Origin of the sequence: Streptomyces sp. NPDC021749 (assembly GCF_040640655.1) — a bacterium.
GTDB lineage: Bacteria > Actinomycetota > Actinomycetes > Streptomycetales > Streptomycetaceae > Streptomyces.
This window is the reverse complement of sequence record NZ_JBFACE010000047.1, coordinates 14608-41574: the sequence shown is the minus strand read 5'-3', so window position 1 is coordinate 41574 and position 26967 is coordinate 14608. Positions and strand designations below refer to the sequence as shown.

At 73.3% G+C, this 26967-nt stretch carries 24 protein-coding genes; 6 read left to right on the top strand and 18 right to left on the bottom strand.

Annotated elements, in window-relative coordinates:
• Positions 1-46 precede the first annotated feature (46 nt).
• A complete protein-coding gene (locus tag AB0G35_RS32125) occupies positions 47-1696 on the bottom strand; it encodes an MFS transporter (protein ID WP_360956741.1) in 1650 nt (549 codons plus the stop codon).
• 211 nt (positions 1697-1907) lie between these two features.
• Here AB0G35_RS32125 and AB0G35_RS32120 point away from each other — a divergent pair, with 211 nt between their 5' ends.
• Both AB0G35_RS32120 and AB0G35_RS32115 read left to right on the top strand, forming a co-directional pair.
• Positions 1908-3101 (top strand): hypothetical protein, encoded by a 1194-nt coding sequence (locus AB0G35_RS32120; protein ID WP_360956739.1) that lies wholly within the window; start codon positions 1908-1910, stop codon positions 3099-3101.
• 306 nt (positions 3102-3407) lie between these two features.
• Positions 3408-4442, top strand: a complete 1035-nt coding sequence (locus AB0G35_RS32115) for a phosphatase PAP2 family protein (RefSeq protein WP_360956737.1) — start codon at positions 3408-3410, stop codon at positions 4440-4442.
• Positions 4443-4563: 121 nt separating this feature from the next.
• Here the strand turns inward: AB0G35_RS32115 and AB0G35_RS32110 are convergent, their stop codons facing one another.
• The 3 genes from AB0G35_RS32110 to AB0G35_RS32100 form a co-directional block, all read right to left on the bottom strand.
• Entirely contained in the window at positions 4564-4779 is a 216-nt protein-coding gene (locus AB0G35_RS32110; protein ID WP_360956735.1) for an I78 family peptidase inhibitor, read from the bottom strand.
• A gap of 484 nt (positions 4780-5263) precedes the next feature.
• Positions 5264-6253 carry a hypothetical protein gene (locus AB0G35_RS32105; protein WP_360956733.1) on the bottom strand — a complete coding sequence of 330 codons (990 nt, stop codon included), beginning with the start codon at positions 6251-6253 and terminating at the stop codon, positions 5264-5266.
• The gene (locus AB0G35_RS32100) at positions 6250-7509 is read right to left on the bottom strand and encodes a glycosyltransferase family 4 protein (protein ID WP_360956731.1); all 1260 of its coding nucleotides are present in this window, start codon (positions 7507-7509) and stop codon (positions 6250-6252) included. Before AB0G35_RS32100 ends, AB0G35_RS32105 begins: the two co-directional genes overlap by 4 nt.
• A 494-nt stretch (positions 7510-8003) precedes the next feature.
• Between AB0G35_RS32100 and AB0G35_RS32095 the strand changes: the two genes are divergently transcribed.
• Positions 8004-8285 carry a hypothetical protein gene (locus AB0G35_RS32095; RefSeq protein ID WP_360956729.1) on the top strand — a complete coding sequence of 94 codons (282 nt, stop codon included), beginning with the start codon at positions 8004-8006 and terminating at the stop codon, positions 8283-8285.
• Here the strand turns inward: AB0G35_RS32095 and AB0G35_RS32090 are convergent.
• Positions 8254-9354 carry a transglycosylase family protein gene (locus AB0G35_RS32090; protein WP_360956727.1) on the bottom strand — a complete coding sequence of 367 codons (1101 nt, stop codon included), beginning with the start codon at positions 9352-9354 and terminating at the stop codon, positions 8254-8256. The genes AB0G35_RS32095 and AB0G35_RS32090 overlap by 32 nt on opposite strands.
• 284 nt (positions 9355-9638) lie before the next feature.
• Here AB0G35_RS32090 and AB0G35_RS32085 point away from each other — a divergent pair, with 284 nt between their 5' ends.
• Both AB0G35_RS32085 and AB0G35_RS32080 read left to right on the top strand, forming a co-directional pair.
• Positions 9639-10448 carry a hypothetical protein gene (locus AB0G35_RS32085; protein WP_360956725.1) on the top strand — a complete coding sequence of 270 codons (810 nt, stop codon included), beginning with the start codon at positions 9639-9641 and terminating at the stop codon, positions 10446-10448.
• Between the two features lie 171 nt (positions 10449-10619).
• Positions 10620-10907, top strand: a complete 288-nt coding sequence (locus AB0G35_RS32080; protein WP_360956723.1) for a hypothetical protein — start codon at positions 10620-10622, stop codon at positions 10905-10907.
• Positions 10908-11000: 93 nt separating this feature from the next.
• Here the strand turns inward: AB0G35_RS32080 and der are convergent, their stop codons facing one another.
• From der to aroH, 5 genes are all read right to left on the bottom strand, one after another.
• Positions 11001-12464 (bottom strand): ribosome biogenesis GTPase Der, encoded by a 1464-nt coding sequence (gene der / locus AB0G35_RS32075; protein ID WP_360956721.1) that lies wholly within the window; start codon positions 12462-12464, stop codon positions 11001-11003.
• A 69-nt stretch (positions 12465-12533) separates the two neighbouring features.
• Positions 12534-13121 carry a lysophospholipid acyltransferase family protein gene (locus AB0G35_RS32070; protein ID WP_360956773.1) on the bottom strand — a complete coding sequence of 196 codons (588 nt, stop codon included), beginning with the start codon at positions 13119-13121 and terminating at the stop codon, positions 12534-12536.
• A gap of 104 nt (positions 13122-13225) precedes the next feature.
• Positions 13226-13957 (bottom strand): (d)CMP kinase, encoded by a 732-nt coding sequence (gene cmk / locus AB0G35_RS32065; protein WP_360956719.1) that lies wholly within the window; start codon positions 13955-13957, stop codon positions 13226-13228.
• 108 nt (positions 13958-14065) lie between these two features.
• Complete coding sequence (locus AB0G35_RS32060) at positions 14066-15151, bottom strand: prephenate dehydrogenase (RefSeq protein WP_360956717.1); 1086 nt, start codon at positions 15149-15151, stop codon at positions 14066-14068.
• Positions 15148-15510: a chorismate mutase gene (gene aroH, locus AB0G35_RS32055; RefSeq protein WP_360956715.1), complete on the bottom strand. Its 363-nt coding sequence runs from the start codon at positions 15508-15510 to the stop codon at positions 15148-15150. The genes AB0G35_RS32060 and aroH overlap by 4 nt, the downstream gene beginning before the upstream one ends.
• A 204-nt stretch (positions 15511-15714) precedes the next feature.
• Between aroH and AB0G35_RS32050 the strand changes: the two genes are divergently transcribed.
• Positions 15715-16410 carry a nucleotidyltransferase domain-containing protein gene (locus AB0G35_RS32050; protein ID WP_360956713.1) on the top strand — a complete coding sequence of 232 codons (696 nt, stop codon included), beginning with the start codon at positions 15715-15717 and terminating at the stop codon, positions 16408-16410.
• A 180-nt stretch (positions 16411-16590) separates the two neighbouring features.
• On the opposite strand, the gene AB0G35_RS32045 is transcribed toward AB0G35_RS32050, so the two are convergent.
• The 8 genes from AB0G35_RS32045 to AB0G35_RS32010 form a co-directional block, all read right to left on the bottom strand.
• Complete coding sequence (locus AB0G35_RS32045; RefSeq protein ID WP_360956711.1) at positions 16591-17601, bottom strand: ADP-ribosylglycohydrolase family protein; 1011 nt, start codon at positions 17599-17601, stop codon at positions 16591-16593.
• Positions 17602-18231: 630 nt separating this feature from the next.
• On the bottom strand, positions 18232-19368 hold the full coding sequence (locus AB0G35_RS32040; protein WP_360956709.1) for a pseudouridine synthase: 1137 nt from the start codon (positions 19366-19368) through the stop codon (positions 18232-18234).
• Entirely contained in the window at positions 19368-20096 is a 729-nt protein-coding gene (scpB, locus tag AB0G35_RS32035; protein ID WP_360956707.1) for an SMC-Scp complex subunit ScpB, read from the bottom strand. Before scpB ends, AB0G35_RS32040 begins: the two co-directional genes overlap by 1 nt.
• Positions 20093-21367 carry a segregation/condensation protein A gene (locus AB0G35_RS32030; RefSeq protein ID WP_360956705.1) on the bottom strand — a complete coding sequence of 425 codons (1275 nt, stop codon included), beginning with the start codon at positions 21365-21367 and terminating at the stop codon, positions 20093-20095. Before AB0G35_RS32030 ends, scpB begins: the two co-directional genes overlap by 4 nt.
• A gap of 82 nt (positions 21368-21449) precedes the next feature.
• The gene (locus AB0G35_RS32025; protein WP_360956703.1) at positions 21450-22103 is read right to left on the bottom strand and encodes a hypothetical protein; all 654 of its coding nucleotides are present in this window, start codon (positions 22101-22103) and stop codon (positions 21450-21452) included.
• Positions 22088-23251, bottom strand: coding sequence for a ParA family protein (locus AB0G35_RS32020; protein ID WP_360956701.1), 1164 nt, complete (start codon positions 23249-23251; stop codon positions 22088-22090). The genes AB0G35_RS32025 and AB0G35_RS32020 overlap by 16 nt, the downstream gene beginning before the upstream one ends.
• A gap of 342 nt (positions 23252-23593) precedes the next feature.
• The gene (gene ald / locus AB0G35_RS32015) at positions 23594-24709 is read right to left on the bottom strand and encodes an alanine dehydrogenase (protein ID WP_360956771.1); all 1116 of its coding nucleotides are present in this window, start codon (positions 24707-24709) and stop codon (positions 23594-23596) included.
• Positions 24710-24877: 168 nt separating this feature from the next.
• The gene (locus AB0G35_RS32010) at positions 24878-26953 is read right to left on the bottom strand and encodes a tetratricopeptide repeat protein (RefSeq protein WP_360956699.1); all 2076 of its coding nucleotides are present in this window, start codon (positions 26951-26953) and stop codon (positions 24878-24880) included.
• Positions 26954-26967 lie beyond the last annotated feature (14 nt).

The following is a 26967-nucleotide window of genomic DNA, read 5'->3' as shown; positions in this document are numbered from 1 at the left end:
GGGCCGACGCCGCGCGGCGGGACGGAGGGCGAAAGGGTCCGGGGGCTCAGCGGCCGGAGCCGGCCGGGGCGGGCTCGCCGGTGCCGCGCCCGGCGCCCGCCGGTGCACCCTCCGCGGTCCCGGTGTCGCCCTCGGCCCGCTCCGTGGTCTCCGCCGCCCGGCGCGGCAGCCGCAGCGCGATACCGGCACCGACCAGCAGCAGCACGGCGCTGGCGACGAGGGTGACGTGCAGCCCGCGGACGAAGGAGTCCCGGGCGGCGATCCGCAGCGCCTCCTTGGCGCTCTCGCCCAGGCCGGCGGCGACCTTGTAGGCCTCGCCCAGCGAGTGCGCGGCGGACGCGGACGACTTGGCGGGGACGCCGGCGACATGCGACAGGCCGGGGGCGTAGGCGGCGTTCATGACGCTGCCGAGCAGCGCGACGCCGATGCCGGCACCGAGCTGGTAGGAGGTCTCACCGATGGCCGCGGCGCCGCCGGACTGCTCGGCCGGGGCCTCGCTGAGCATCGACTCGTAGGCGCCGAACAGCGTGGACTGGAAGCCGAAGCCCAGCAGGACGAAGGCGCCGGACAGCAGCCACGGGCGGTCGTGGCTGCTCATCGCGGTCAGGCAGAGCACCGCGGCGGCGGTGAGCACGAAACCGAGCGAGACCATCGCGCGCGGGCCGAGGGCCTGCAGCAGTTTCGAGCCGGTGAGGCCGGCGGCCATCGCGGAGAACACCAGCGGCAGCATCCGCAGCCCGGTCTCCAGGGGGCTGAGCCCCAGGACGAGCTGGAGGTACTGGACGGCGATCAGCTGGAGACCGACCAGCGCGAGCATGGCCAGCACGATGCAGCCGACCGAGGTGCCGAACGCCGGCCGGGCGAACAGCCGCATGTCGATCAGCGGGTGCGCGCGCCGGCGCTGGCGCCGTACGAAGAGCAGCAGCAGGGCGACGCCGAGCACGATGGGCAGCAGCGTGGTCGGCCCGACGATCGCCGCGCCGCTGCCGATCCGCTTGACGCCGAGCACGATGCCCAGCACACCGAGCGCCGCGACCACCGCGCCGATCACGTCCCAGGGGCCGTTGCGCTCACCGCGCGACTCCGGCAGCAGCCACCGCCCTATCAGGAGCATCGCCGACATCATCGGGATGTTGATCAGGAAGACCGAGCCCCACCAGAAGTTCTCGACGAGGAAGCCGCCGAGGACCGGGCCGACCGCGGCCCCGACCGCGGCGACCGCGCTCCACACACCGATGGCGACCGCCCGCTCCCGCCGGTCGGGGAAGACCTGCCGCAGGATCGACAGCGTCGCGGGCATGATCATCGCGCCGCCGACGCCGAGCAGGGCGCGCGCCGTCATCAGGATCTGCGGATTGGGGGCGAGCGCGGCGACGGCCGAGGCGAGGCCGAAGAGGCCGTAACCGAGCAGGAGGACGCGGCGGCGGCCGACGCGGTCACCGAGGGTGCCGAAGAGGATCAGCAACGAGGCCGCGATCAGCGGGTAGACGTCGACGATCCAGAGCAGCTCGACCGGGCCCGGTCGCAGGTCCTCGGTGACCGAGGGCACCGCGACGTAGAGGATCGTGGTGTCCAGCGCGACGAAGAGCAGGCTCACGCAGAGCACGATCAGCACGGTCCAGCGGTTCACACCGCCGCCTGGAAGCCGGGGAACACCAGCCGTCCGTCCCTTGCCGGACGCGGTCGTCCCGGACATGCAGCACCTCCAGTCATGCTCTCGCGGCCACGGATCAGGGCGCGAAAAACGCCCCGGGGGAACCGGCGGCACGGGCGAGTGGAAACGTCAGACTACGCGAGTCCCGGAAGCTGCCGCGTGGCTCACCTCACGATGAGACGCTCATCGCAGCACCGGACGTTCCCCCTCCGGTCGTCGCCCGGCATTTCCGGAGACCTGGATAATCGTCCTGATGAACGATCTTGCCTCGGCCGCGGTTCCCGGCCGGACCGCACGGGACGGCGCCGCCGTGGTCGCCGCGCTGCGCCGGGCCGCGCCCGCGCTGGCGGCGTACGCCGCGGTCCGACTGCTCGGGCTGCTGGTGCTCGGCGTGTGGTCGACCGCGAACGGCAAGGACGCGCACACCCTGCTCACCGCCCGCTGGGACTCGCTCTGGTACACCCGGGTCGCCGAGCAGGGCTACGGCTACAGCGTCCAGCTGGCCAACGGCGATGTGCACTCCAACCTGGCGTTCTTCCCGCTGCTGCCGTGGCTGGAGCGCGGGCTGTCGGCCCTCACGCCGCTGTCGGCCGCGGACGCCGGGATGGCGGTGGCCTGGTCGGCGTCGCTGGCCGCGGCCTGGGCGCTGTACGCCACCGGTGAGCGGCTGCACGGGCCGCGGGCCGGGATCGCGCTGGCCGCACTGTGGGCCGCGCTGCCGGTCGGGATCGTGCAGTCGATGGCGTACTCGGAGTCGCTGTTCACGGCGCTCGCGGCCTGGGGCGGGTACGCCGTGCTGACCGGGCGCTGGATGACGGCAGGTGTGCTGGCGTCGCTGGCCGGGCTGACCCGGCCGGTGGGCGCGGCGGTGGTCGCGGCGGTGTGGATCACCGCGGCGGTGACCCTGTGGCACGAGCGGGCGGGGGGCGTACGGCTGCGCGCGGCGCTCCGCTCCCACCCCGGCATGGCGACCGGGGTGCTGCTCGCGCCGCTCGGCTGGTGCGGCTACTTCGTATGGGTGGGGATCCAACAGGGCTCGGCCACCGGATATCTGGACGTCCAGGGCGGCTGGGGCAACGGCTTCGACGGCGGCGTCGCGTTCGCGGAGTTCATCGGGCAGCAGCTCACCGGCCCGTCCTTCGCGGCCGGTCTCGGACTGCTGGCCGGCGTCGGACTGGTGCTCTGGCTGTACGTCCACGGGGTGCGGCGCGGCCAGCCGCTGCCGCTGGCGGTCTACGGCGGGCTGGTGCTGCTGCTGGCCCTGACCGCCAAGGGCTACTTCGGTTCCAAGCCGCGGCTGATGATGCCGGCCTACCCGCTGCTGCTGACGCCAGCGGCGGCCCTCGCCCGGTGGCGGCCGGCCTGGTCCTGGCTGGTCATCGGGGCGGTGGCGGCGGGGTCCGCGGTCTACGGGGCGTTCTGGCTGAACGGATCGGGCCCGCCGTGACCCCGCCGGCGACCACAAAGATCAACTCCGCAGGGCCCCGACCGGATGATCCTCTTCCGCGATCCCGGCGCGAGGAAACATCCCCCAACGCCCCGGCAAATAGCCGATAAACTCCCTCCGGGGAAAAGCAGATATGGCGCTCGGGGAGCCGACACGCGGACGTCCGGAAGCGATTGGGAATCCCTCGGAATTCCCTTCCAAATCCCGCCGCCGAAGCCTCGATTGAGACCGATTCCACATCACATCGTCATTACAAAGCGCACAGTTTGACCAAGCGCCTACATCACAGGCGGTAACGTCGATTGAGTGCGTACCGATGAGAAGCTCGACCAGATGGAGGAGCGCCCGACCGATCGTGCCCGGCCACCCCAGATGACCCGGACCCGCCTGTGGCTGTTCGGCGGCACGCTGGCGGTGTACCTGGCGATCGTGGTCGGAGTGCTGGCCACCTCATGGCTGGTCACCTTCGACTGGCAGGTCATGTTCTTCAGGCCGTACAAGCAATGGCCTGCGATCCACGCCTTCCTCGACTACTTCGTGGTGCTCGGCCAGCGCGGCCCGACCGCGGTGGCGGTGGCGGCCTGGCTGGGCTGGCGCTGCTGGCGCCAGCGCAACCTCCACCCGCTGCTGGTGCTCGGCGCCTCACTGCTGCTGCTGAACATCACGGTGGGCGCCGCGAAGCTGGGCATGGGGCGGCTCGGTCCGCACTACGCGACGACGGTCGGCGCCAACGAGATGGCGCTGGGCGGCGACATATTCCCCTCGGGCCACACCGCGAACGCCGTGGTCACCTGGGGCGTGCTGGCCTATCTGGCGACCACCCCGCTGCGCCGCCGCACCCTGTCGGTGATCGCCGCGCTGGGCGCCCTGGGCGTCGGCATGACGACCGTCTACCTCGGCACCCACTGGGTCAGCGACGTACTGCTCGGCTGGGCCGCCGGCCTGCTGGTGCTGCTGGCGATGCCCTGGCTGGAGCCCGGCGTCACCTGGGTCGAGGACCGTCTCATGGGCATCCTGCTGCGGCTGTGGCTGCGGCTGCGCCCCGATTCGCTGCGCGGCCCGCTGCCGGCCGGCTCGCTGGCTCCCGGCGTCTCCCCGCAGCGCCTCGCGCCGGACGGGGAGGTGCTGGTCCGCGAGACCATCGGCGCCACCACGGGCAGCCGCCCGGCCACCCGTGCCCCGGACGGCTGGCCGCACCACGCGTCGCGCCCGTACACCATCCGCTCGGAGCGCACCCCGGTCACCCCGTCGGGCAGCCGGCGGCCGCCGCACGCGGACCGCGTCCCGCGCACGACCCCGATCGGGCCGACGTCCGCGCGCGGGCGCACCACCGGCGGCTGACCGCCCCACCAGCCGCGGGGCCGGTACGCACACACCCCACCCCGCAGTGAAGGCCCCGGCCGCTCCCTGGAGAGCGGCCGGGGCCTTCGTCGTCGTTCCGGGTGCGTCGTGCCGCCGGCGCTCAGCCTGGCCAACAGCGGTGCACCACGCCGTCCTTGACCTCGAAGTTGAGCCGGCCGACGACGTACTCCATGGTGATCACCGTGCCGGGCGGCAGCGCGCGGACGGTGCTCCAGCCGCGCCCGCGGGCCCGCTCCTCGGCGTCCTGCTGTGCCAGGCCGACATAGGCCTCGACGTCGTCCTCGGGGGTGGTCGGAAAGTCGGGTACGTCACTCATGACAGCCACCGTAGGCGCCCGCACCGGGCCCGTGGAAGGGCCGCCCGTCCCACACCCCGGTGACTTTCCGGTCCGTCATTGGTCACACTTGTGTCACAGCCGGGGTTGTGGCGTTTGCCGGAACTTCCGTCACCCGTACGCGCCGCGTGACGGCGCAACCGGGTGGAAAAATAAAACCGGTGGAATTCCGCCGTGATCGGATACGAAACGGACATGACCGCTCCGGGCGCCGGCGGCACCGGCCGAAAAATAATCCAGCGTCAGCTCCGGATTCCCGTTTACCGGACACCCATTCCCGACCGCCGGGAATTTGTCGGAGGCACCACACTCCATACACATTTTCCGCACACCGCCCGGCCGGGCGGCGGCGGCAGTCGGGGACGGACGGGCGCGGGCGCGGCCGGATGCACGCGGGCATGCGGAAGCCCGGCCGGCGTCCCCTGCCGACCGGGCTTCCGCGGCCCCGGAGCGGTGTGCGCCCGGCTCAGCTCGCGTCCGGACCGGCGACCCGTACGGCCAGGTCGTTGTCGAGCGTGTAGTACGGGCCGATGCGGAGCTGCGCCGCGGCGGCGGGCACGGGCAGCGCCGGGTAGCTGAACACCTGCTTCTTGTCGGCGACGTCGTCGAGAAGCCGGGCGATCCGGACCGGGCGGGCGCCCTCGGCGGGGCGCAGCCACAGGTCCCAGGGCTCGGTGCCGCGTTCCCAGCGGGCGGCCAGCTCCTCGTAGGGCAGGGTGAAGCGGAAGTCCCGGCCGTCGACGGCCAGCGGGACGGTGACCGGCGCCGGGGCCCCCTCCGGGGAGTCGGCGGTGCGCCGGGCACGCGCCTCGGCCAGGGCGCCGGCGGCCGGGGCGGCACCGTAGAGCCGCCCGGAGACCGTCATGCCGTCCGGCGTGACGAGGATGTCCCCGGCCTCGGCGTGCGGTCCGCGCAGCCAGCTGCGCAGCGCGAGGTTGCCGAGCTTGGTCGCGTACGGGATGCGGACGCCGAGCCGGCCGATGCCGGCCAGCGGACGGCGGTCCACCAGCGACCGCAGGTCGTTGAGGCCGGGCTGCAGGCGGCGCAGCGCGCCGCCGTCGCCGAGGTCCGCATACGCGTTCCAGCGGCCCTCGGCGAGCGCGACGGTGCTGGGCAGTACGGCCCGCAGCCGGCCGGCGCCGTTCGGGCCGAGCGGCAGCCGGACCTCGTCGTCCGCGCCGTCGCCGCCGCGCCGCCGCAGCACCAGCGCCGCGCTCCAGGCGGGCGCGGTGCCCTGCGGGGCGGTCAGGTCGAAGGTGAGGCCACCCGCGGAGTCCGCAATGCAGTCGGCCCGCAGCTCGGCGGGCGCGGCCGTGCCGTCAGCCCGCTTGTGCCGCCCGGCCCGCCGTTCGCGTCCGTCGGGTGCCGCGCCGGTCACGGCGGTGGCTTCCTGATCGATGGCGGCCGACTCCTTCTTCTCGTCTCGGGTCCTGGTCAACTGGCGCGACGCGGTCATGCCGTGCGCACCCCTCCCAGCGCGGCGCGGACCGCGTCCTTGGTGGCGTAGGCGCCGCTGAGCAGCGCTCCCCGGGCGCGGTGCAGACCGCCGTGCAGCCGACTGGCGCGTCGGCGCGCCAGCAGTTCGCCGAAGAGCGCCTCGTGGCGTGCGGCGATCCGGGCGGGTTCGAAGCGGGCGGACCCGGCGAGGGCGGCGGCGCCCATGCGCTTGCGGGCGGCGTCGTCACCGATCAGCGTCAGCAGGGCGCCGCCCAGCGCCTCCGGGTCGCCGACCGGCACCAGCCGGCCGTCCACCCCGTCGGTGATGATCTCGCCGGGGCCGTGCGGGCAGTCCGTGGCGACGACCGGCAGTCCGCACCGCATCGCCTCGACGATCGTCATGCCGAACGCCTCCATGCTGGAGGAGACCGCGGCGATCGCCCCCTTGGCCCACTCGGCCTCCAGCGGATGGGCCGGGCCCATCAGGAAGACGTGGTTGTACAGCCCGAGTTCGTCGATCAGCGAGCGCAGCGCGGCCTTCTCGGCCCCGCCGCCGTATATCCGCAGCCGCCAGTCCGGGCGCTCGGCGACGACCCGGGCGAAGGCCCGGATCAGGACGTCGTAGCGCTTGACGGGGGCGAGCCGGCCGGCCGCGACGACGACCTTCCCGGTGCCGTCGGCGGGCGGCAGGGCGGGCGCGGGCACGCCGTTGGGCACCGCCTCGACGCGTACGCCGGGCAGCCGCAGCCTGCCGCGGTACGCACAGGCGTCGGCCTCCGTAACGGTGGTGACCGCGTCCAGCCGCGGATAGGCCCCGCGCAGCGCCAGTTTGAGCGCCCGGCTGTGGGTGTCGAGGGTCAGATGTTCCTGGCCGATACGGACCGGGCCGCGCCGCGTCTGCCGGGCGAGGTGCACGTTCAGCCCGGGCCGGGTGCCGACCACCACATCGGCCTCCGTCCGGCGCAGATGCTGGGCTATCCGCCGGTCGGTGAGCTCGCTGTACTGGTCGTAGCGGCGCTCCGCGGCCGGGAAGACCTTGGCGGGCCGGGCGTGCGCCGGGTCGGCGCCGTCGTAGTGGGGGCCGGATTCCCTGAGGTCGACGAGGTGCCGCAGCGCGACCCGTGGGCCGGGGTCGAAGACCGGAGCGTCACGGTGGCGCAGCACGGACACGATCTCGACGTCGTGCTGCTCGGCGAGGGTACGCGCCAGCGTGCACGTCGTACGGATCGTCCCCCCGATGCCGTAGGCGTTGTGAATCAGGAATGAGATGTGCATCGTCCCTGTGTCCCCATGGTCTTCCGGTCGTCCCGCTCTCCCCGCGGTCGCCGCGCGCACCCCTCCCCCGCGCAAGGCATCCCTTCTCTGAACGCCAAGACCGCAAAAGCTGGTTCCGGGTTGGGGACTTTCGCCAAGATGTGCCGAAAGAGTTAGGCCATCGGTAGCGGCGGTACGGAACCCCGCACCCGGAAATCCCGTCCGGCCCCGGTGCGTTGGCGCACTACGGCGTGGCGGCGGCGGAGGGCCTGATTCCGCCGTCTGCGTGTCGGTCATTCTCCGCCGCGGCCGCCCCCGGATTCTGTCCGGATCCGGCCCGGGCTCCGCCTTGCCGCCTCCCGGGCCCAACCGGAACCCTGTACGGGGCCGTTGTGGCGCCCGGCGTCCAGCGCTGGGGCACGGTGGGGCACTTCGTCTGCTCGAACGGGGGAGCAGCCGAACCGCGGCGGTCCGGCCCGCACCGGGGGAGGTGCCGGGCCCGCGAGGAGGTACCGGTGAGGATCGGACGATGGGGCACGGCGGTGGCCGCGGCGTTACTGGCGGTCGGCGTCCTCGTGGTGACCGGCCCGGCGAGCGCGGCCGACCAGGACGACGGCACACCGGCGCCCCCGCCCCCCGCGGGCCGCTGGGCCCGGTACGACTCGTTCTCCGGCTCCCTCGCCGGCCGGACCGCGTGCCGCACCACCGGCGAGACCGGCCGCCGCCAGGGCCACTGGCCCGCCTACTCCTGCGACCCGGGCGTCTTCACGACCGACCTGAACGTCTGGGTGCCTTGAGGCGGGGGCCGCCGGGCCGGGCCTCCTGGCGGGTCGCCCGGGAGGCCGGACCGGCGGTCCGGGGCGCGTGGGACGCCGAACCCGCCATCTGGGCCGCTACGGGCGCGGAGGCACTCGCCGGGATCCGCTCGGGCGCCGAACCGTCCGCCGGGCCCCCCGGTGGCACTGCCCCGTCACCCGTCGCGATCCCCGGTGGCGCCACCCCGCCGGGCGGGGCCCCTTGAGGCGGCGGCCCGCCCGTCGGCGCCCCCTGCGGCGGCGGACCACTCGTCACCGGCTCCTGAGGCGGCGCGGAACCAGGCCCAGCACCACCCGTCGCGTCCCCTTGGGGCGGCGCGGAACCCACGGTCTTGGTCTCCGGGGGCACCAGACCGGCCGTCGGGGAGCCCGTGACGGTCCCCGGTGGCAGCACACCGTCCTCGCTCCGGGTCGGTGCCGCCGGGACGGGCACGGTGGGCCGCGGGGCCGCAGCGGTTGCCTCGGTGTCCGGGATCCGCAGCGTGAGGCCGGCCTTCAGCCGGTGCGGATGGGCGCCCAGGACCTTGCGGTTGGCCTTGTAGAGCGCCCGCCAGCCGCCCTTGACGTGCAGGCTGCGGGCGATCTTGCCCAGCGTGTCGCCGCGCCGGACGACATAGGTCCGGTCGCCGGCGATCAGCCCGTAGCGCCGGGCGCAGACCGGCCAGGCGCCCCAGCCCTGCGCGGCCTGCACCTTCTTCGCGACGGCGATCTGCTCCTTACGGGTCGCGAGGTCGGCCCGCCGCGCGAAGGCAAGGCCGCCGAACGCCTCCCAGGTGGGCTGCCAGAACTGCAGCCCGCCGTAGAAGGTGTTGCCGGTGTTGATGTGCCAGTCGCCGCTGCTCTCGCACTCGGCGAGGCAGGCCCAGGGCCAGTCGTTACCGGCGCAGGCGTGTTGGGACCGCACCGGCGCGGGCGCGGTGCCTCCGCCGTCGTACGGAACCTCGGCGGCGGCACCGGGTGGGCACAGGCCGAGGACGAGGGCGGCGGCCGTCGCGGCGAGCGGCCCGACGGTTCCCACGACCCGCCGTGCGGCCGAAGAGTTGTCCGACATAGCCGGTGACGGTAGGCAGGCGTCCGCGACCGGCCAGCGTGCCGCGCCAGCGACGGCCCGCTCCCACCCGCTCCGGTGTACGGAACGCGGCCGACTGCGCCAGGCTTTGCGCAGAACTTGTCCGTACGTGATCGCCCAATGGGTGACTTTTCACAGATCTCCCCTGTGCGGGGAATGGTTCGATTCTGTTCCCGTCGCCGCGTGACCCCTGCCGCGGGTCTCCCGTTGTCCTTGTACGAGCCGGGAGACCGCCCGGCAGACGCACAGAGATCGAGGAGCCACCCGTGCCGCGCATGCTCGACGTCAGCGACGACGTTCGCGCCGAGATCGGCGACGAAGAAGCCGACCGCCTGCTGGCCGGTGGCGACGCCCCCGGCAGCTACGACTGCACCTCCTGCCGGACCCCCGGAGACAGCGAGCAGGAGCGCACCAGCACCGTCCTGTTCGTGGGCGAGGAGACCGCGGTGCTCGCGTTCGCCCATGCCACCTGCATCCCCTCGCAGGTCGTCCCGGTATCGGAGGAGCAGCTCCAGGGAGCCGTGCGCTCCATCACCGGAGAGGACGCCGCCCCCCGCAACACCGGAGCGGCCACCGCGCCGCCCGCTCCGGCCCCCACGAGTGAACGCCAGGCCACCCTCGGGATCACCTGCGGTCTGGTGCTCGTCGAGGACGATCTGCGCCCGGCCCTGGTCGTCGAACCGGACGGCCCGATCGCCCGCCCCGGTTCGGCCGGCATGGACGACGACTTCCTGCCGCTGCTCCTGGAGCAGGGCTTCCAGCCGGTGTCGGACATGAACGTGCTCCCCGCCATGATCCCGGGCTGGTCGGCCCTGCTGGCGATGGGCAAGCTGCACGCCGTGCTGCAGCCGGGCAACGGCGGCAACCAGGCCGCCTGGTGGCAGGCCCACCAGCCGCTGGCCGTGTCGGACGGCTGGCGCACCGCGGCCAACAAGGCCCAGACCGTGCTGATGTACGCCGCGCCCTCGGGCACCATCGGCCACCAGCCGCGCGAGGACCTCATGCGGCAGGCGCTGGAGGGGGCCGCCGCGCAGGGCAAGCTGGTCGCCGCGGCCATGCCGCTGGCCGGCACCTGACCGGCCCGGCACACGATCGCGGGCAGAGGACCGTCGTTTCGGCCGGTCCTCTGCCCGCGATCAGCCATTTCCGCGCGCAGCCCGCATCCCGCGGCCATCGGGGTCGTTGGCACATACGTGCACGCATACGACCCCTCCGCCCGCGCCCCGTACACCCGCCCGATCCCCGCCATGCGCCCGTCGCAGGAACACGGGACGACGCACCCGACCGACCGTGCTTCCGCCACGCCGATCTACGACGCGTTGTACGCCGAGTACCGCCGCTCTTTCCGGGCGCTGCCCGGGGACCGCACGGACGAGCCGGAGACCGCGGAAGTGCTGCGCGGCATGGGGAGTTGGGCCCGTACGACGGCGTCCACGGGTCACTGGGAGGTCGTCGGCCGCCAGCCGTACCACCCCGGCAGCCACCTCCCCGCGCTCCCCCCGAGCCCCCGCGACGCCCGCCCCCACAACCCCTGAGGCCACCTCGCGCCCCCGCAACGGCAGCTACTTCTACTTCTTCGCCAGCCGGGCCCGCACCTCCCCCGAGCCCCGAGCCGCCGCTGCTTCTCGCTACTTCTTCTTGCTGTTGCGCTTCTCCCGGACCCGCACCGAAATGTGGATCGGAGTGCCCTCGAAGCCGAACTCCTCGCGCAGGCGACGCTCGATGAAGCGGCGGTAGCCGGCCTCCAGGAAGCCGGAGGCGAAGAGGACGAAGCGGGGGGGCTTGGTGCCGGCCTGGGTGCCGAAGAGGATGCGGGGCTGCTTGCCGCCGCGGATCGGGTGCGGGTGGGAGGCGACGATCTCGCCGAGGAAGGCGTTCAGCCGGCCGGTGGGGATACGGGTCTCCCAGCCGGCCAGCGCGGTCTCGATGGCCGGGACCAGCTTCTCCATGTGGCGGCCGGTGCGCGCGGAGACGTTCACCCGCATCGCCCACGGGACCTGGACGAGGTCCCGCTCGATCTCCCGCTCCAGGTAGAAGCGCCGCTCCTCGTCGAGGGTGTCCCACTTGTTGTAGGCGATGACCAGGGCCCGGCCGGCCTCCACGGCCATCGTGATGATCCGCTGGTCCTGGACGCTGATGGACTCCCCCGCGTCGATCAGGACGACCGCGACCTCGGCCTTCTCCACGGCCGCTGCGGTCCGCAGCGAGGCGTAGTAGTCCGCGCCCTCCTGGAGGTGCACCCGGCGGCGGATACCCGCGGTGTCCACGAACTTCCAGGTCTTGCCGCCCAGTTGGATCAGCTCGTCGACCGGGTCGCGGGTGGTGCCGGCCAGTTCGTTGACGACCACCCGCTCCTCGCCGGCGACCTTGTTCAGCAGCGACGACTTGCCGACGTTCGGACGGCCGATCAGCGCGACCCGGCGCGGCCCGCCGACGGTCTGGCCGAAGGTCTGCGCGGGCGCCTCGGGCAGCGCCTCCAGCGCCGCGTCGAGCATGTCGCCGGTGCCCCGGCCGTGCAGCGCGGAGACCGGGTACGGCTCGCCGAGGCCCAGCGACCACAGCATGGCCGCGTCGGCCTCGCCGGACGGGCCGTCGACCTTGTTGGCGACCAGCACGACCGGCTTGCCGGCGCGGCGCAGCAGCTTGACGACGGCCTCGTCGGTGTCGGTCGCGCCGACCTTGGCGTCGACGACGAAGACCACCGCGTCGGCGGCCTCGATGGCGAACTCGGCCTGCATCGCCACGGACGCGTCGATGCCGAGCACGTCCTGCTCCCAGCCGCCGGTGTCGACGACCTTGAAGCGGCGGCCGTTCCAGTCCGCCTCGTAGGTGACCCGGTCGCGGGTGACGCCCGGCTTGTCCTCGACGACCGCCTCGCGGCGGCCGATGATGCGGTTCACCAGCGTCGACTTACCGACATTGGGACGGCCGATGACGGCGAGGACGGGCAGCGGGCCGTGGCCGGCCGCGGCGATGTCGCCCTCGACCTCCTCAAGGTCGAAGCCCTCCTGCGCGGCGAGCTCCATGAACTCCGCGTACTCGGCGTCGCCAAGCGCACCGTGCTCGTCGCCGGTGGGGATCTGGTCGTTCATGAAGTCCGTTCCTCGTTCATCATCGTGATCGGTGGACCGCTCGTCCGCGGCCCACTACTCAAGTTTCGGTCAGCGCCCGGTCAGGCGCCTGGCCGCTGCCAGGTGGGCGGTCAGCCGCTCCTGGATCCGTACGGTCGCCTCGTCGAGCGCCTTACGGGTGCGCCGGCCGCTGCCGTCGCCCGCTTCGAAGGCGTCGCCGAAGACGACGTCGACGCGGCTGCGCAGCGGCGGCACGGACGGTGTCAGCCGGCTGCGGCGGTCCGCGCCGCCGAGCACCGCCACCGGCACGACAAGGGCGCCGGAGCGCACCGCGAAGTACGCCAGGCCCGCCCGCAGGGACGCGAAGTCGCCCGCGCCGCGGGTGCCCTCCGGGAAGATTCCCAGCACCCCGCCGTGCTCCAGCACCGCGAGCGCGTCGGTGATCGCCTTGCGGTCGGCGGTGCTGCGGTCCACCTTCAGCTGCCCGATGCCCCGCAGGAACGGGTCCAGCGGGCCGACGAAGGCTTCCTTCTTGATCAGGAAGTGCACCGGCCGCGGCGCGGTGCCCATCAGCATCGGGCCGTCGATGCCGTGCGAGTGGTTGACGGCGAGGATCACCGGGCCGGTGGACGGCACCCGCCAGGCACCCAGCACCCGCGGCCGCCACAGGCCGTACATCAGCCCGATGCCGATCCGCCGCCCGACCGCGGCACCGGTGGCGCTCGGAACTCCGGAGACCTGCCCGGGCCCGGCGCCGGTGGCGCTCGGTGCCCCCCTGTCGGTCACCGGGCGAGTCCCGCCTTTTCGGCGCTGGCGCCCTCGATGAGGGTGACCACACACTCGATGACCTGGTCGAGGGTGAGCTCGGTGGTGTCCACCTCGACCGCGTCGTCCGCCTTGGCCAGCGGCGAGGTCTTACGGGAGGAGTCGGCGGCGTCCCGCTTGATCAGCGCCTCGCGGGTGGCGGCCAGGTCCGCGGCCTCCTTGCCCTTGAGCTCGCCGCTGCGGCGGGCCGCCCGCGCCTCGGGCGAGGCGGTGAGGAAGACCTTGAGGTCGGCGTCCGGCAGGACCGTGATGCCGATGTCCCGGCCCTCGACGACGATGCCGTTCGGGGCCGCGGCGGCGATGGAGCGCTGCAGGTCGGTGATCAGGGCCCGCACCTCGGGCACCGCGCTGACGGCGCTGACCGCGGCGGTGACCTCCTGGGTGCGGATCGGGCCCGCGGCGTCCAGGCCGTCGACCGTGATGGTCGGGGCGGCCGGGTCCGTACCGGAGACGATCACGGGCTTGACGGCGGCGTCGGCCACCGCCGTGGCGTCGTTCACATCGATGCCGTTGTTCAGCATCCACCACGTGATCGCGCGGTACTGGGCGCCGGTGTCGAGGTAGCCGAGGCCCAGCTTGGCGGCGACGGCCTTGGACGTGCTGGACTTGCCCGTGCCAGCGGGGCCGTCGATGGCGACAATCACTGCAGCCGGGGCGGTCCGGGCGGCGGTTTCCACGGTGACGAACACCTTTCTGGTACACGGGGCGGGGTCCAAGGGCCGAGAGGGCCTCGACCAAGGTTACTGGCTCACCCGGACGGCGCCGTCCACCGCGTCCCGGCCGGGCGGACCGGGGCGTCACTGCCGGATGGACCAGCCCCGCTCCCGCAGCTCCGCGGTCAGCACCGGAACCGCCTTCGGCTCGACCATCAGCTGGATGAAACCGGCCTGCTGACCGGTGGCGTGCTCGATGCGGACGTCCTCGATGTTGACCCCGACACGGCCGGCGTCGGCGAAGATCCGGGCCAGCTCGCCGGGCTGGTCGCCGATGTACACGGCGACGATCTCGTACGCGGCCGGGGCGGCACCGTGCTTGCCGGGGACCCGCTCGCGGCCGGCGTTGCCGCGCCGCAGGACGTCCTCGATGCCGCTGGCGCCGCCGCCGCGCTTCTCCTCGTCGGCGGACTCCAGGGCGCGCAGGGACCGGACGGTCTCGTCCAGGTCGGCGGCGATCTCGGCGAGCACGTCCGCGACCGGACCGGGGTTGGCGGAGAGGATGTCGATCCACATCGCCGGGTCGGAGGCCGCGATCCGGGTCACGTCCCGGATGCCCTGGCCGCAGAGCCGGACGGCGGTCTCGTCGGCGCCCTTGAGCCGGGCGGCGACCATGCTGGAGAGCAGCTGGGGAGTGTGCGAGACCAGGGCGACGGCACGGTCATGGGCGTCCGCGTCCATCACGACCGGGACGGCCCGGCAGAGCGCGACCAGCTCCAGGGCGAGGTTGAGCACCTCGGTGTCGCCGCCGGGGGCCGGGGTGAGCACCCAGGGGCGGCCCTCGAAGAGGTCGGCGGTGGCGGCCAGCGGGCCGGAACGCTCCTTGCCCGCCATCGGGTGCGTACCCAGATAGGCGCTCAGGTCGCAGCCCATCGCCTCCAGCTCACGGCGCGGGCCGCCCTTGACGCTGGCCACGTCGATGTACCCGCGGGCCACCTGGCGCCGTATGGCGTCGGCGAGCGCCGATGCGACATGGGCCGGCGGCACGGCCACCACGGCCAGGTCGACCGGCCCCGGGGGCGGCTCGGCGGTGCCCGCGCCGAGCGCGGCGGCGGTCAGGGCCTGGGCCTGGTCGTGGTCCTCCAGGTAGACCTGCACGCCGCGCGCGCCGAGGGCGAGGGCGGCCGAGGTGCCGATCAGGCCGGTTCCGATGACGAGTGCGGTCCTCACTGCGCGATGTCCTTTCGCAGCGCCCCGGCGGCGCCGAGGTAGACATGGGCGATCCCGGCCTTCGACAACCCGGTCTCGACATGGGCGAGCACCCGCACCACGCGCTCCATGGCGCCGTCGACGTCCAGCTCCTGGGCGCAGATGAGCGGGACGTCCGTGATGCCGAGGGCACGCGCGGCGGCGGCCGGGAAGTCGCTGCGCAGATCCGGGGTGGCCGTGAACCACACGCTGATCAGGTCGTCCGCGAGCAGTCCGTTGCGCTCCAGGATCGCGGTGAGCAGCTCACCGACCTGCTCCTGCATGTGCTCCGCGTCGTCCCGCTCCAGCTGGACGGCCCCGCGGACCGCTCGTACCGCCACGTCACTGCTCCCCTGCGTCTTCAAGCCGCGTCACGCATCCGTGCGCGCACTGCTCAGCGTAACCAGCCGCACCGACATCGCGTACGCGACGGCCGTCCACCCGCCCGGCCCCCGCGCCGGACCGGCCGGAACGCATCGGTCCGGGCCCGGCCGCCCGTCGCAAACCTGGTGACATTCCCCCTCCTGCCAGCGACAATCGCCGCCATGTCCGCAGCCGCCGCAGACCACGCCCTGGTCACCGAGCACACCGTCTACGCCTGCGTGATGGGCTCGCGGGCCTTCGGCCTGGCAACGGAGAGCAGTGACACCGACCGGCGCGGGGTGTACCTCGCGCCCACCCGCCTCTTCTGGGGCTTCGAGAAACCGCCGACCCATGTGGAGGGTCCGCGCGAGGAGGAGTTCTCCTGGGAGCTGGAACGCTTCTGCCACCTGGCACTGCGGGCCAACCCCACCGCCCTGGAGTGCCTGCACTCCCCCTTCGTGGAACGCATCGACGCCACCGGCCGCGAGCTGCTGTCGCTGCGCGCGGCGTTCCTGTCCCGCCAGGTCCACCGCACCTTCACGGGCTACGCCACCGGCCAGCTCAAGCAACTGCGGGCGGATCTCCGACGGCACGGGGCGCCCCGCTGGAAGCACGCCATGCATCTCCTGCGCCTGCTGGCGAGCGCCCGTGACCTGCTGCGTACGGGCGTCCTCACGCTGGACGTCGGCGACGACCGCGCCGAACTACTGGCGGTCCGGCGGGGCGAGGTGGCCTGGGAGGCGGTCGAACGCCGGATGGCCCACCTGGCCGAGGAGGCCGACGCGGCGGTGTCCGGCTCCCCCCTCCCGCCCGAACCGGACCGGGCGCGGGTGGCGGACTTCCTGTTCCGGGCTCGCCGGTTCTCTGCGCTTGGCTGAGCTTCCCACGCACTCGGCTGTCCCGCCGTGGGGGTTTCTCGCCGTTGCTCCCCCACTGCCTGAAGGGCGTGGGGGAGCCACGGCGACCACGCCCCACGGCGGGACGACCGACAACGAACGCGGCACCCCGAAGCGCGCAACGGCGAGCAACGAGCGCGGCGCCGCAGCCGAGTACGTGGGCTAGTTCCACGCGTTCGCGAGGGACAGGAGCTCGCTGCGGTACTCGATGCGGGCGGCCCAGTCCGAGGGCCATGCTCCGGCGCCCAGATGGGCTCCGGCGAACGCACCGGTGAGACAGGCGATCGAGTCGGAGTCGCCGGAGGTGCAGGCGGCCCGGCGCAGGGCGGTGAGCGGTTCGGCCGGGAAGAGCAGGAAGCACAGCAGGCCGGTGGCAAGTGCCTCCTCGGCGATCCAGCCGGCGCCGGTGGCCAGGCAGGGGTCGGTTTCGCGGTCCGGGGCGGCGAGGGCCGCGTCCAGCCGGTCCAGGACGCCGAGGCAGTCGTCCCAGCCGCGGGCGATGAAGGCGGCCGCGGAGGCGTCCTGGCTGCGCCGCCACAGATCCCCGAGCCAGTCCTCCCGGTAGACGGCCCGCTGGTCCTGCGCGTACGTACGGAGCAGGGCGGGCAGCTCCGCGGGGGTCGCGCCGTCGGCGAGGGCGCGCACGGCGTACGCGGTGAGATCGCTCGCGGCGAGTGCGGTCGGATGCCCGTGGGTGAGCGCGGACTGGAGCTGGGCGGCGCCGGAGCGCTGCTGCGGGCTCAGCCCCGGGGCGAGCCCGATGGGTGCGACCCGCATGTTGGCGCCGCATCCCTTGGAGCCGATCTGGCTCGCCTCGGCCCAGTGGCGGTCCTGGTCGCTGAGCAGCTGACAGGCGCGCAGGCAGGTGTTGCCGGGTGCGCGGTTGTTGTCGGGCGAGCGCCACCAGGCGACGTACTCGGTGCGCACCGGGCCGACGAGCCGTGCCGGCGTCAGCTCACCGGCGTCCATCGCCGCCCGTAGGCCACGTCCCAGCGCCAGCGTCATCTGGGTGTCGTCGGTGACGAAGGCGGGGTCGGGCAGCGCCATCTGCCGCCAGGGGCCGCACTTGGCCTCGATCGCCGGTACGTCGTTGAACTCGGTCGGAAAACCCAGCGCATCACCGAGCGCAAGCCCGACCATCGCGCCGGTCGCCGCGCCGGTGCTCGTGCGCATGCCCGTTCCCGTTCCCGTGCCCGTGCCAGGTACCGGGCCTGCGGGCCTCGTGTCCCCCATGCAAAATCACCCCTTAATCGTCATGGTGACACTAAGGGGTGATGGGTCGACGCCGCAAGCGAGTTGGCAGACCGGGGCGCATGCGCATCCGGTGAGCGATGTTCCTTCCGCGCGACCTTCTGCCTGGCCTTCGGCGTGGCCTTCCGCGTGGCTTTTCGGCGTGACCTTCCGCGTGGTTTCGGCGTGGCCTTCCGCGTGACCTCCGGCGTGACCGTCCGCGTGGCCTCTTTCTCCCCGCCTCTTTCTCCCCGCGGCTTTCCCCGCCGCGTTTCTCCCCTGCACTCTTTTTCCCCGCCGCCCACCCCCCTTCGGGGGGTGGGCGGGTGAGGTGGTGAGGTTCCGGCGCGCGCAAGCTTTCCGGGCCATGCAACGCTTCCGGACCACGAAGCGTTTTCGGGCCGCGCGCAACGCTTCCGGGCCCGGACTCCAGGCGCCGGCCGCTCAAGCCGGCCAGGTCCCGGACCCGCACCGCGCACGCCAGGGACAGAAAGATGCCCGACCCTCACCGCACACGACAGGGACAGATACCGGGCCCGGCACCGCAGCCGGTCCCGGCACCGCGTCGGCGGGCTAGAGCTCGACCTCGCGCATCAGCATGCCGACCTCCGTGTTGGTCATGCGGCGGAGCCAGCCCGACTTCTGGTCGCCCAGGGTGATCGGGCCGAAGGCCGTGCGCACCAGCTTGTCGACCGGGAAGCCGGCCTCGGCCAGCATGCGGCGCACGATGTGCTTGCGGCCCTCGTGGAGGGTTACCTCGACGAGGTAGTTCTTGCCGGTCTGCTGGACGACCCGGAAGTGGTCGGCACGGGCGTAGCCGTCCTCCAGCTGGATGCCGTCCTTGAGCTGCTTGCCCAGGTCACGCGGGAGCGGGCCCTGGATGGCGGCCAGGTAGGTCTTCTTGACGCCGTAGCGCGGGTGCGTCAGGCGGTGCGCCAGCTCTCCGTGGTTGGTGAGCAGGATGATGCCCTCGGTCTCGGTGTCCAGCCGGCCGACGTGGAACAGCCGCGTCTCGCGGTTGGTGACGTAGTCGCCCAGGCACTGGCGGCCGTCCGGGTCCTCCATGGTGGAGACGACGCCGGCCGGCTTGTTGAGCGCGAAGAAGAGGTAGGACTGGGTGGCGACCGTCAGGCCGTCGACCTTGATCTCGTCCTTCTCCGGGTCGACCCGGACGCCCTGCTCCGTCACGATCTTGCCGTTGACCTCGACCCGCGCCTGGTCGATCAGCTCCTCGCAGGCCCGCCGCGAGCCCATACCGGCCCGGGCCAGCACCTTCTGCAGCCGCTCGCCCTCCTGCTCGCCGAACGTCTTGGGCGTCTTGATCTGCGGCTTGCTGTGCCGGGCGCGGTTGCGCTCCTCGACCTGGGCGTCGTACTCGCGCGGCCGCGCGGGTGCCTGGCCGCGGCCGCGCTGGGGGCCGCCCTTGCCGCCCGGGCCCCCCGTCTTCGCACCGGTCCGCGGGCCGCCCTTGGCACCGCCCCGGGCCGCCGCGCCACGGCTGCCGCCCGCCTTGGGGCCACCGCCCGCCTTGGGGCCGCCGCCCCGGCGCTCGTCCTTGCCGCCGCCCGCGCTACCGGATCCGCCCACGTCGTAGCGGCGCTCCTCGGGACGGGGGCGGCCGGCGCGCTGCTGCTTCTCGTCCCTCTGGTTGCCCGCGCCGCGGTAGTTGCCGCGTCCGCTGTCCCTGCTGTTCCTGCCGCTGCTTCGCATCAATGATCCGTCTGAGAGTCGCCGCTGTCGTCTACGTCGAACGACGGGATACCTTCCGGGGAGTCGCCCTCGACCGCGTCCGCCTCCGGGAGGAACGGTGCGAGCTCAGGGAGCTCGTCCAGGCCACGCAGGCCCATCCGCTCCAAAAAGTAGTTCGTCGTCCTGTACAGGATCGCACCTGTTTCAGGTTCCGTCCCCGCCTCCTCCACCAGGCCGCGCTGGAGGAGCGTGCGCATCACGCCGTCACAGTTCACACCGCGCACGGCCGAGACGCGGGAACGGCTGACCGGCTGACGGTACGCGACCACGGCCAGAGTCTCCAAGGCGGCCTGGGTGAGCCGGGCCTGCTGGCCGTCCAGGACGAAGCTCTCCACGGCGTCCGCGTACTCGGCCCGGGAGTAGAACCGCCACCCGCCGGCCACCAGCCGGAGATCGAATCCGCGGCCCTCGCGGGCGTAGTCGTCGGACAGCTCGCGCAGCGCCAGCGCGACCGCGCGGCGGGGCCGCTGCAGGACCCTGGCGAGGTGCTCTTCGGTCGCCGGCTCGTCGACGACCATGAGGACGGCCTCCAGCGCCGGCTTGAGCTCCAGCTCGGCCACGTCCAGCGCTCCGGCCGGCGGCCCCGGCCGCTCCGCCGGCCCCCCGGCGTCCGCCCCGGCCTCCGTGACGTCGTACGCCTTGACGTCGTAGGCGTCGTGGTACGCGTCGCCACCGGTCACGCCGCTCATGCCCGTTCCTCTTCCGCTCGTTCCACTCGCCCGGCCCGGTCCGGTTCCTGTTGCTGTCGCGGTTCCGGTTCCCGGTGGCCCGGTTCCTGGTCGAACTCGTCGGTGACGACCGGTACGGCCCCCTCCGCGCCCGTCCAGCGCACCGTGAGTGCCCCGAGCGCCTCCTCCTGGTCCAATGCCACCACCCGCTCGCGATAGAGCTCCAGAAGGGCCAGGAAGCGCGCGACGACCGTGAGGGTGTCGGGGGCGTCCGCGACCAGCTCCTGGAAGCTGGCCCCGCCCGCCTCCCGCAGCCGCGCCAGCAGTACCTCGGCCTGTTCCCGCACGCTCACCAGGGGCGCGTGGATGTGGTCGACGTAGACCTGTGGCTTGGCCTTGGGCTGCATGGCCTTCACCGCGAGCTTGGCGAAGCCCTCGGCGCCGATGCTGATCACGACCTCGGGGAGCAGCTCGGCATGCTGCGGTTCCAGCCCGACGGTACGCGGGTAGCGCCGCGCCTCGACGGCCAGCCGGTCGTTGAAGATATCGGCGATCCGCTTGTACGCGCGGTACTGGAGCAGCCGGGCGAAGAGCAGGTCGCGGGCTTCCAGGAGCGCGAGGTCCGCCTCGTCCTCCACCTCGGCGGCGGGCAGCAGCCGGGCCGCCTTCAGGTCGAGCAGGGTGGCGGCGACCACCAGGAACTCGGTGGTCTGGTCGAGGTCCCAGTCCGGCCCCATGGCCCGGATGTGCGCCATGAATTCATCGGTCACCTTGGACAGCGCGACCTCGGTGACGTCCAGCTTGTGCTTGGAGATCAGCTGGAGCAGGAGGTCGAAGGGGCCCTCGAAGTTGTCGAGCCGGAGCGTGAACCTCCCGTCACCGCCCCCCTCGCCCACGGGCCCGTCGTCATCGGTCTTGGCGTCGGTCTGGACCTCGGGCCCGTCATCGCTCTGGACCTCGGGCTCGTCGTCAGTCTGGGCCTCGGGCTCGTCCTCGGTCGCGGTCTCGGCGGGAGTCCCGGCCGTAACGGCACGGTCCCCAGCGGGCTCAGGAGACTCCACCGGCCCCGCAGCCACCGTCTCCGGGACCACCGTCTCGGGGGCCACCGTCGCGGGGGCCACCGTCTCGGGGGCCACCGTCTCGGGGACCACCGGCGCCGCAGCCGCCGGCACCAAAGGCCCCGGCTCCCCCGCCGGCCCGGCGCCCGGCTCGGTGTCCCGCCCGGCCCCCGGCCCACGCCCGAGGCGTCGGCGGGCGCGGGGCGGAGGGGTGTCGTCATGGTTCGTCGGCATCGCGGTGGCAGGCTATCCCGCGCCGCGCGGTGTGACGTTTCGGCACCGCGGCGGACGCGCCGCGCGGCGGAGCCGGTGGGCCTCAGCGTCCGCGCAGCCGCCGCACCAGGATGCTGGCGTCGCCGCGCGACTCCAGGTCGGCGAGCACCACGGCGACCGCCTCGCGGACGATCCGGCCGCGGTCCACGGCGAGGCCGTGCTCGCCGCGCAGCACCAGCCGCGCGTGTTCGAGGTCCATGAGCTCCTCGGCGGAGACATAGACGGTGATCTTCTCGTCGTGCCGTTCCCGGCCGCTGGGGCGGCGGTTGGCGCCCCGTGCGCCCCGGCGCCGGCCGGTGGCCGGTGCGGTGGCGGCCGCGCCGGCCTCCGGAGCGGCCTGCCGGGAGGCGCGGGTGCGGTGGGACCCGCTGCCGGCGCCGTCCGTCTCGCGCCCGCTGTGCTCGGCCGCGGGGGCGACCGGGGGCACCGGGGGCGGGGTGGCCGGTCCGCCGTCACCGGCCGTGGCCGGTGCGTCCGTACCGTCCTTCTCCGTGCGTCGCCGGTGCGCGGCGGCCGTCTCCGGCCCCTCCGCGGCCGGGTCGGGCTCGCCGGCCGGCGCGGGCACCCGGGCCGCCTCGCCGTTGGCCGCGGCCGCCGAACCGCTCGGCGTACGGCGGGGAGTGGAGGGCTGCAGTGCCACTCCCCCGGTGGTGCGGAACAGTTCGTCGGCTCCCGGCAGACTCACTCGGCGTGACACCGGGCGAGCACCTCCCTGGCGAGCTGGCGATAGGCGGCGGCACCGACGGAGTTGGAGGCGTACGTGGTGATCGGCTCGCCCGCGACGGTGGTCTCGGGGAAGCGGACCGTACGGCCGATGACGGTGTGGTAGACGTGGTCGTCGAAGGCCTCGACGACGCGCGCGAGGACCTCGCGGCTGTGCACGGTGCGGGAGTCGTACATCGTCGCCAGGATGCCGTCCAGCTCCAGCTCCGGGTTGAGCCGCTCCTGGACCTTCTCGATGGTCTCGGTGAGCAGCGCGACACCGCGCAGCGCGAAGAACTCGCACTCCAGCGGCACGATGACCTTGTGGGCCGCCGTCAGGGCGTTGACGGTGAGCAGGCCGAGCGAGGGCTGGCAGTCGATGACGATGTAGTCGTAGTCGGCCAGCAGCGGCTTCAGGGCGCGCTGCAGGGTCGACTCGCGGGCGACCTCGCTGACCAACTGCACTTCCGCCGCTGACAAATCGATATTGCTGGGCAGCAGGTCCATGTTGGGGACCGCGGTCTTGAGCAGGACCTCGTCGGCCGACATGCCCCGCTCCATGAGCAGGTTGTAGACGGTCAGGTCGAGTTCCATCGGGTTGACGCCGAGGCCGACGGACAGGGCGCCCTGCGGGTCGAAGTCGACGAGCAGTACCCGTCGTCCGTATTCGGCGAGTGCGGCGCCCAGGTTGATGGTCGAGGTGGTCTTGCCGACCCCGCCCTTCTGGTTGCACATCGCGATGATCTTGGCCGGGCCGTGGTCCGACAGCGGTCCCGGGATGGGGAAGTAAGGGAGCGGGCGTCCGGTCGGGCCGACGCGTTCGCGGCGCTGGCGCGCGGCGTCCGGCGCGAGCGTCGCGGCGTATTCGGGGTCCGGCTCGTACTCCGCGTCCGGATCGTAGAAGTGCCCCTCGGGCAGGTCGTCGTAGTCGGCGAAACGGGCGGGTTCTCCACTGCCCCGGTCGCCGGCCATGGCGTTCACGTGATGGCCGTCCATGCTCTGGTGGGCTGTCGTGGAAATGCTCTGTTGGGCTGCGAAGGTGTGGACCGCGACGGAGCCGACAGCCTCGAACCCCGAGGGACCCTGGCCCCGTGCAACCGCTCCTGGTTGACCACTCCCGGGAGTAAATGTCGACTCATTCACAAGTCGTCTTACCTCCTTGGACGTGACCAGGAAACTTTATCGATAGGTCAGCGTGGCACCATGCCGACGGTTGGCGACTCTATGGCGTGTCGGGCGTCCGCAGCAACACAATCCACCGGACCCGGCACGATGTGTCGGTAACCGGACCCCCCGATGTCAAGGGCGCAAGCAGGATCGGACCGATGTTTCGGGGGTGCGCGAATCGGTTAAACGGTTACGTTCGCGGCGAGTTGAGAGACGACGTTCCGGAACGGCGTGCACCGTGCGTCACACACGCCACCGGCCGGGCCCTGTCGACAAGGCCCGGCCGGATGTTCAGCGTTGACGCGCTCCGTTGACGTCTCAGCCGAGGAGGGTGCGCAGTTCGGTGCACTCAAGGCCGTGGGCCTCGGCGACCGGACCGTAAACCACCTTGCCGTCATGGGTGTTCAGACCCTTGGCCAGCGCCGGGTCACGGCGCAGCGCCTCGACCCAGCCGCGGTTCGCCAGCTCCACGATGTAGGGCAGCGTGGCGTTGGTGAGCGCGTGGGTGGAGGTGTTCGGCACCGCGCCGGGCATGTTGGCGACGCAGTAGAAGACCGAGTTGTGCACCTGGAAGGTCGGCTCGGCGTGCGTGGTGGGACGGGAGTCCTCGAAGCAGCCGCCCTGGTCGATCGCGATGTCGACAAGGACACTGCCCGGCTTCATCTTGGCGACCAGCTCGTTGGTGACGAGCTTGGGGGCCTTGGCGCCCGGGATGAGGACGGCACCGATGACGAGGTCGGCCTCGACGACGGCCTTCTCCAGCTCGTAGGCGTTGGAGACGATCGTCTGCACCTTGGTGCCGAAGATCTTGTCGGCCTCGCGGAGCTTGTTGATGTCCTTGTCGAGCAGGGTGACGTGGAAGCCGAGGCCCACGGCGATCTGCACCGCGTTCCAACCGGAGACGCCACCGCCGATGACGACGGCCTTGCCGGCGTGCACGCCGGGGACGCCGCCGGGCAGCACACCGCGGCCGCCGGCCTGGCGCATCAGGTGGTAGGCGCCGACCTGCGGGGCGATCCGGCCCGCGACCTCGGACATCGGGGCGAGCAGCGGCAGCTGGCGGCCGGCCGTCTCGACGGTCTCGTAGGCGATGGCGGTGGTGCCGGACTCCAGGAGGGCGTCCGTGCACTCACGGGAGGCGGCCAGGTGCAGGTAGGTGAAGAGGGTCTGGTCCTTGCGGAGGCGGTGGTACTCCTCCGCGATCGGCTCCTTGACCTTCAGCAGCAGGTCAGCGGTGCCCCAGACCTCGTCGGCGGTGTCCAGGATGGTGGCACCGGCGGAGACGTACTCCTCGTTGGTGATGGAAGAGCCGAGGCCGGCGTCCTTCTCGATGAAGACCTGGTGGCCGTGGCGGACGAGTTCGTTGACTCCGGCGGGCGTGATGGCCACGCGGAACTCGTTGTTCTTGACCTCGCGGGGGATGCCGACCTTCACGTCGATCACGGTCCTTGAAAGAGAGGGTGCAGGAGGAATTATCCCCTCATGCGATGCATGACGGAACTGACCGCGCCGTACGCGGCTCAGCCAGTCTATTGAAGGAGGTCGTGTTGTCTAGCCTTGCAAAGCATTAAATCTTGGGAGTGACGCCACCGATTTCGTAGGTCACTCGGGGTGATCTCCTAGAAGCCGCTCTCCGGCGGTGCGGTGGAGCCCTGCCGCGGCCGGATCCCCGAGCCGTTCGAGGGTGTCCGCAATCCGCAGCTGGAGGGCCGCCTGGAGCCGGCCGTCGTCGGTCTTCCGGACCAGTTCCAGGGCCTCCAGACAGGTCCGCAGCGCCTCCTCGGGCCGTCCGGCGTACTCCTGGACCCGCGCCGCCTCCCCCGTCGCCCGCGCCTGACCGGCGAGATCACCCAGCCTGCGGTACGTCCGGGCGGCCGCCCGCCACTGCTTGAGGGCCTCGTCACACCGGCCGCACGACATCAGGGCCGCGCCGATCCGCCCGTGCAGCCGCGCGGCGTCCGCGGCCTCGCCGCGCGCCAGCCGCAGCTCCAGCGCCCGTCCGTACCAGTCGGCGGCCCGCACCCCGTCGCCCAGCTCGGCGTGCGTACCGCCCAGTGACTCCATCGCCCGGACGGTGGCCACCGGGTCCGGCACCGACCGGGCTGCCTCCAGCGCGCCCCGGTAGCGGCCCAGCGCCTGGGCCGTCCGCCCCGCCCCGCTGTCCAGGTCCGCGAGGTTCAGCAGCGCCGCGGCCCGTTCGCGCGCCAGCCCGCGCCGCTCGGCGGCCTGCAGGACCAGCCCGTGCACCGTATAGAGGTCCGGCGCGGCCGCCTCGGGGCCCTGGTGGGCGAGCAGCGTACGGGTCAGCGCGGCCATCAACCGCCGGTCCAGGGTGTCGAGTTGGCCGTCCGCGGCGGCCGCCCGGGCGGCGTCGAGCAGGACCGGGCGGCGGCTGCGCAGCCAGTGGGCCGCGGTGGCCCGGGAGCTGAAACGCAGCGACCGGGGCAGTGCGGCGGCCTTCTGGCGGGCGGTGGATCCGGCCGGCTCGGTCATCGCCCGGCACGACTGCAGCAGCCGTACGGTCCGCTCCAGCACCCGGGCGCGGGCCAGCTGGAGCTCGGCCGGCCGCTCGTGCTCCCCGAGCAGCTCGCGCAGCAGCGGGTCGAGGCAGCCGGGGACGCGGTACTGCGGGTGCCGTGCGGCGTCCGCCGTCCCGGGGCCGGCGGGCGGGGCCCCAGGGTCCGCCGGGACGGGCCGCAGCAGGCCGAGCGCGGCGAAGTCGGCGAGTGCCGCGGCGGCCGTCGGCATCGAGCAGCCGGCCAGCGCGGAGGCGGTGTGCGCGTCCGCGAGGCCGGCCGGGGCGAGGGTGAGCAGCCGCAGTATCCGGGCGGCGGTCGCCGGCAGCGCCTCGTGGGCGAGCCGGAAGGCGCGGAAGAGGGGGCGGGCGCCGCTGGGCAGGTCCGGCGGCACCGGCACCGCCCGCAGTGCCTGGTACAGATCGGCCACCGACGAGGTGGGGCGGGCGGCGAGCCAGGCACCGGCCAGGATCAGCGCGGCGGGCTGCCCGCCGCACTCCTCGGCGACGCTGTCGGCGGTCCGCGGATCGACGGTGATCCGGGTCGGTCCGGCGTACCGCTCCAGGATCTCCACGCAGGCCGCGCCGTCCAGCCCGCCCAGGGTGCACGGGCGGACGTCCGGGATGCCGGTCAGCGGCCCCTGGGAGACGACCACGACCAGGCAGCCCGGGGCGTCCGGGAGCAGCGGTTCGACGGCGTCGGCGCCCGGTGCGTCGTCGAGGAAGAGCAGTGCGCGGCGGCCGGCGAGCGCCCCGCGCAGCCGCTCGGACAGCTCGTCCTCCCCCGAGCCCGGCGGGGCGTCCGCACCGAGGGCGGTCAGCAGCTCACGCGCGGTGCGGCCGGTGTCGGCGACCTCCCCGCCCGGTCCGGTCAGTGTGGCGCGCAGCACCCCGTCGGGGTGGTCGCCGGCCAGCTCGGCGAGCAGCCGCTCGGCGAGTGCGGTGCGCCCGGAGCCGGGGCGGCCGGCGATCAGCAGCACCCGGCTGCGGGTGCCCTTGCGGCCGGAGAGGGTGTCCAGGCCGGCCCGGGCGATGTCGGCGTGCAGCGCCTTGAGCTCGCGGCGGCGCCCGGTGAAACCGGCCGCGGGGGTGCGGCCCGCGGCGGCGGGGGCCGTCGCCGTCTCCGGCGCGCGCCGCCCTGCGCCCACCGCCTGGTCCGTCACCGGTCACGCTCCCG